Source organism: Pseudomonas pseudonitroreducens (assembly GCF_021603645.1).
Classification (GTDB): Bacteria; Pseudomonadota; Gammaproteobacteria; order Pseudomonadales; family Pseudomonadaceae; genus Pseudomonas; species Pseudomonas pseudonitroreducens.
In genome coordinates this window covers 1-3305 of record NZ_BQHJ01000031.1, presented here as the reverse complement: position 1 = coordinate 3305, position 3305 = coordinate 1, and the positions used below count along the sequence as shown (strand labels likewise).

4 protein-coding genes, 3 tRNA genes and 1 rRNA gene are annotated in these 3305 nt (G+C 58.9%); all 8 read right to left on the bottom strand.

Annotated features, from left to right (window positions below):
• Positions 1–166: GTP-binding protein (locus L6D89_RS32210; protein ID WP_236202320.1), on the bottom strand; the 166-nt coding region annotated here is incomplete at its 3' end.
• Between the two features lie 83 nt (positions 167–249).
• Positions 250–325 (bottom strand) — tRNA-Thr (locus L6D89_RS32205).
• Between the two features lie 19 nt (positions 326–344).
• Positions 345–418, bottom strand: a tRNA-Gly gene (locus tag L6D89_RS32200).
• 25 nt (positions 419–443) lie between these two features.
• Positions 444–528: transfer RNA gene (locus L6D89_RS32195), tRNA-Tyr, on the bottom strand.
• Between the two features lie 142 nt (positions 529–670).
• Positions 671–1351 (bottom strand): SPOR domain-containing protein, encoded by a 681-nt coding sequence (locus tag L6D89_RS32190; protein WP_236202319.1) that lies wholly within the window; start codon positions 1349–1351, stop codon positions 671–673.
• Positions 1352–1360: 9 nt separating this feature from the next.
• Entirely contained in the window at positions 1361–2110 is a 750-nt protein-coding gene (locus tag L6D89_RS32185) for a pantothenate kinase (RefSeq protein WP_236202318.1), read from the bottom strand.
• Complete coding sequence (gene birA, locus L6D89_RS32180; RefSeq protein WP_236202317.1) at positions 2100–3044, bottom strand: bifunctional biotin--[acetyl-CoA-carboxylase] ligase/biotin operon repressor BirA; 945 nt, start codon at positions 3042–3044, stop codon at positions 2100–2102. The genes L6D89_RS32185 and birA overlap by 11 nt, the downstream gene beginning before the upstream one ends.
• Positions 3045–3178: 134 nt before the next feature.
• Positions 3179–3294 (bottom strand): 5S ribosomal RNA (rrf, locus tag L6D89_RS32175).
• Positions 3295–3305: the final 11 nt, after the last annotated feature.

The following is a 3305-nucleotide window of genomic DNA, read 5'->3' as shown; positions in this document are numbered from 1 at the left end:
CTTCCGGCGCGTTGTCGATCTGGTCGAAAGCGCGAGCGGAGCCGCCCCAGGTCTCGGAGCAGACCTTGGTCAGAGCAGCGGTCAGAGTGGTTTTGCCGTGGTCAACGTGACCGATGGTGCCGACGTTTACGTGCGGCTTGTTACGCTCAAACTTTTCTTTAGCCATCTTGACCGCCTCCCGTAAGGAATTGAGAAAGTCACGTCACCATTAAAACAAAGGCAGATATTTTCATATCTGCCTTTGCGAGATGGAGCTCATGAGCGGATTTGAACCGCTGACCTCACCCTTACCAAGGGTGTGCTCTACCAGCTGAGCTACATGAGCAAGACATCAGCAACAAACTTGGAGCGGGTAGCGGGAATCGAACCCGCATCATCAGCTTGGAAGGCTGAGGTTCTACCACTGAACTATACCCGCGGAGCTTGTAGCTCACGCTTGAAACTGGTGGAGGGGGAAGGATTCGAACCTTCGAAGTCTGAGACGTCAGATTTACAGTCTGATCCCTTTGGCCGCTCGGGAACCCCTCCGAGTGAGGCGGCATTCTACAGCCTGCCACCGCGTTGTCAACTGTTTTTCTTTAAAAAACTTGAGCTTAGCTCTTCGACAACGGCTTCCAGTGTTCGACCTTTTTCAGGTCACCCCTGTGAAGCGGGCGCCATTCTATTCAAACTATTGAGGGCTTGCAACGTTTTTGCACGGCATTGTTTGTTTTTGCAGTTCGGGGAAATCCGGGGCCAGCTGACGCACCAGAGAGTCATCCACCAGGCGCCCGCTTTCCGGGGTGACCTGCGCCCAGTAATCATGTTGCGAACGAGCCAGTTCGCGCACCAGAGCGTCGTAACCTGCAGTCTTCAGCCGCTCCACCACGCTATCGGCGGAATCCTTGCGCTGAAAGATGCCAAGGGAGATCCCGTCAGTCAGATCCCCCTCCGTGATGATGTAGCTATCGATCTTGCGCGCCTGCAGCTCGCGCAGCTGCCACAAGGAGGCCTGCCGCGAAGCCAGAGGCGGAAGATAAACCCAGTAGTCGGTACCAGCAGCCGCATCCACAGTCTGCACTGAGGCCTGGACATCAAGGCTCAACAAGCGCTGGACCAACTGCCGTGCGCGATCCTCTACGGGGAAATTGCCCAGGTAGACACACGCAGAGGCGGGAGCAGCGGCCGGCTTTTCGTCCGCGGGGCGGCGCTGAGGCGTCTCGGCAGACTCACTGAGCAGACGAATATTCTTCTGCTCAGTGTGAAACAGACTGAGCGGCGCGATCTCTTTCGGGCGGAGCGGCGCCTGCTGTTGATGCCAGACGTAATAGAAGACATTGAGGGCGAGGAGGAAGAGGAAAAACCAACGCATCGGTCAGACTCACTCGATCGGACAGGCAAGTGCCAGGCCGAGAAATACCAGATCCGGGAGCACGACAGCGCGCGCAGACTCATCCTTGACCAGCTCGGCATCGCCCCCGGTCAGGTAGACAGCGCAGTCATCACCCAGCAGTTTATTCGCCAGATCGATCTGCTCCCGCACGAACCCGCGCAGCATCAGCACGCAACCGCGCTCAACTGCCTCGGAAGTTTCCTGACCTGGGAGCAGGTTCTGCAGCGCCTCATGGGCCGCCTCATCGTCATAGCGAATACGCCGCGTGTGCGTACGGAGCTGGCTGCGCATCAGAGGCATGCCGGGAGCTATATAGCCACCCAGGTGCCTGCCGGCCGAGTCAACCAGGTCGGAAGTGACCGCGGTGCCAAGATCGAGCACCAGGCAGCCACGCCCCGCGAGGCAATGACCCGCCACGAGGGCAAGCCAGCGATCCATCCCCAGCCGCTGATACTCACGATAGCCATTCAGCACACCGCTCAGCTCGGTCGCCGGCGCGGCGATCTGCACCACAACAGGGAAAGCGCTCTCCAAGCTGACACGCAGCGCGTCGGTTTCCTGCTCACTCCGCACGCTGACCAGACGGCAATAGCGAATGTCGACCACTTCGCTGGTCTGCAATTGCGCTAGCAGCACCTGATCGGAATCAGCCACACCACCAGCGACGGTCACCAGGTCGTGCTTTCTGACCACCCGCCACTTGATCAGGCTATTTCCGCAATCCAACTCAAGAATCATCCGACAACCTCAGACTCAGCTCGCCTCCGCTGTAGCTCTGCTCCTTCCCATCAACCAGGAGACGCAACGCACCTCGCTCATCGATGCCAAGGGCACGCCCAACGATATTATTGGCGACAGTAGACAGCGTGACTTGCCGCCCCTGCCATAGATGAAGGGATTCCCACTCCTCGCGGCTCGCGGCAAAGCCGCGCTCGCGATGGCGGGAAAGTACGTGCGCAAGTTGCGACTCCAGCGCCCGCAGCAACTCATTGCGATCGACCAGCCTGCCCAGAGCCTCTCGCACCGAAGTCCAGGGCTGATCAATGGCGTCCGCCTTGCGCATATTCACATTGATACCAATGCCAATGGCGACGCTGCAGATGTCAGCAGGATCTCCCGTGAGCTCAAGCAAGATGCCGGCAATCTTCTTGCCAGCCACCAGAACATCATTGGGCCATTTGAGGCCTACATCCTTCACACCCAAAGATTGAATCGCTCCTGCCACCGCAAGACCGACCACCAGACTCAACCCCTCCAACTCCTGCGCACCACCGCGCACGGTGATACCCAGCGTGTAATACAGGTTGGCGCCGAAGGGGCTTTCCCATTGCCGCCCTCGCCGCCCCCGCCCAGCGGTCTGGCGTTCGCCAAGAATGGCGAACGGCGCCACGGCGCCGGCAGAAAGGCGTCGCAGAACCTCAGCGTTAGTGGAGTCGATTGAAAACAGGACATCGAGAGGCCACTGGCCGGAATCGGACCTGGGCGAGATGATGCTCAGCGGCTCCTCCAGGCGATAACCACGGCCGCGTACTCGCTGCACGACCATGCCGTAGTCCCGCTCAAGGCCCTCAAGGCGCTTCCAGACGGCGCTACGACTTACCCCGAGGAGAGCACCCAGCTCTTCTCCGGAATGAAAGCGGCCATCGCTCAGCAATTTCAGCAAGGTCTGCATATCACCCCCGCAAGTGTCAGGCACGCATCATATAGAGGCATGCCTGAATTGCCTACGCAGCAATGGCCCGACTTTCCCGCGCGCAAAAGCAAAACCCCCGGCCAGCGATGCTGACCAGGGGTCTTGGGATAGGTGCTTGACGATGACCTACTCTCACATGGAGAAACTCCACACTACCATCGGCGATGCGTCGTTTCACTACTGAGTTCGGGATGGGATCAGGTGGTTCCAACGCTCTATGGTCGTCAAGCAATTCTTTAT